Source organism: Streptomyces sp. NPDC046900, from assembly GCF_040644975.1.
In the GTDB taxonomy this organism is placed as follows: Bacteria; Actinomycetota; Actinomycetes; order Streptomycetales; family Streptomycetaceae; genus Streptomyces.
This window is the reverse complement of the sequence record NZ_JBEYXD010000237.1, coordinates 1-1,693: the sequence shown is the minus strand read 5'-3', so window position 1 is coordinate 1,693 and position 1,693 is coordinate 1. Positions and strand designations below refer to the sequence as shown.

General features: G+C 64.3%; 2 protein-coding genes. One reads left to right on the top strand and one right to left on the bottom strand.

The features are described from left to right. Window positions 1-1,088: transposase (locus tag ABZ904_RS51165; RefSeq protein ID WP_361831198.1), on the bottom strand; the 1,088-nt coding region annotated here is incomplete at its 3' end. Window positions 1,089-1,114: 26 nt separating this feature from the next. Here ABZ904_RS51165 and tnpA point away from each other — a divergent pair. Continuing rightward, window positions 1,115-1,546: an IS200/IS605 family transposase gene (gene tnpA / locus ABZ904_RS51160; protein WP_361005442.1), complete on the top strand. Its 432-nt coding sequence runs from the start codon at window positions 1,115-1,117 to the stop codon at window positions 1,544-1,546. Window positions 1,547-1,693 lie beyond the last annotated feature (147 nt).

Sequence of the window (1,693 nt, the reverse complement as noted above, 5' to 3'; positions counted from 1 at the left end):
GTGCCTGACAGACCCAAGAAAAGCCGTCCACCACATAGATTCACTCCATCGTGGTGGACGTCGTGGACACCAGTACAACCACCCTGATAAAGGTTGAGACCGGCCTTCTGCTTGACGTTCTTGCCTGGCTCTTCGACAGTGCCCTTCGCGGACTTGACCATGTTCGTGATGGTGAGTGCTTCGACCACAACCGTGCCGTACGTGCGGGCGAGGTAGGTGGTGGTCTGATGCTGCCAGTCAAGGGCGCGGCGCGTGGCTTTTGCGCGGAGCTGCTTGATCTGGTCGTACGTCTGCTGCAAGCGGCGGGACGTCTTCTCACCGCGTTTGCGGAAGCCTTTGCGGTGCGCTGCTTCGCGTTCCAGGCGTAGCAGCTTGGCTTTCTCCTTCGGGGTGAGCCACTTGTCCCGGTCAGCGGTGCCGTCCGGGAGTCTGGCGGGGCGGCCATGGTCTTGATGGTTGCCGTCGGAGAGAGCGAGGGGCACCGTGACGCCCACGTCGATACCGACCTCGGGGCCGGTGTGGGGCGCGGGTGCGGACTCCTGGGTCATGACACGGAAGGCTATGTGCCAGCCGAGCGCGTCTTTGATGAGCCGGGCCCCGGTGATCCGGTTATCGGTGGTGGCGTGCTTGCCGACGGGGAGGCTTTTGGTCCAGCGGAATCGGACCCGGCCGATCTTGGACAGGTTGACCATGCCCCAACCGCGGTGCACCCGCTTGATGTTCAGGTCGCGGCCCTGCGGGACGTCCACGCTCATCGCGGACCGGAAGCGGCCCTTGAAGTTCGGTGCGTTGGCCCGGCCCTCCCAGCAGTTCTTCCATGCCTGGACGTACGTCTTCAGCACCGCCTGCGCGGCCTGCGCGGGCAGGACGGCAAGGAAATCGAGGTCCTTGCGGGCCTGCCGTATCGCGGCATCGGCGTTTGCAGGCGTGCGCTTGTCCTTCGGCATCATCTGCCACCAGGCGTGCAGCAGGTTCCACATCGTGCGGGCCGCGTGCGCCTGGGCATCGGCGTTCGACACCTCGGCAGGCGACAGTGCAAGCCGGGCACGGTGCCCGAACTGCCGCTTCACCAGGGTGTTGTCACTCATAGCGATCACCATACTACAGTTGGTTTATGTCGCCGCGATGGAATCCGAATCCCGACGTTCGCACCGGCCGTCACGTTGTCTACAACCTGCATGTCCATTTGGTGTTCCTCACGAAGTACCGGCGCGGCGTGTTCACCGACGCCATGTTGAACAGGTGCGAGGAGATCATGCGGGAGGTGTGCGAGGACTTCGAGGCCGAGTTGAAGCAGTTCAACGGCGAGCACGATCACGTGCACCTGCTGGTGCACTACCCGCCGAAGGTCCAGCTCTCCAAGCTGGTCAACAGCCTCAAGGGCGTCTCCGCCCGGCTGCTGCGCAAGGAGTACGACACGCACGTCCGCCGGTACCTGTGGGGTGGGCACTTCTGGTCCGGGTCCTACTTCGCAGGCTCATGTGGAGGGGCGCCGCTCACCGTCGTGAAGCAGTACATCGAGCGGCAGCAGCGCCCCGTAAGCTGAGGTCAACACCGCGGACCCGTGCCCACAGCCGAGGTCAGAGCAGTCTTGAGATGATCGGGTAGGGAGGCCGGTTCTCCCGGCCCCCCTCCCACACCACCGGACATGCGGGCCTCGCATCCGGCGGTTCGTTCAGTTGATCTCAGGCGG

Excerpts from the sequence above, each read along its gene's own strand:
- tnpA (WP_361005442.1), top strand. The coding sequence starts at position 1,115 with ATGTCGCCGCGATGGAATCCGAATCCCGACGTTCGCACCGGCCGTCAC.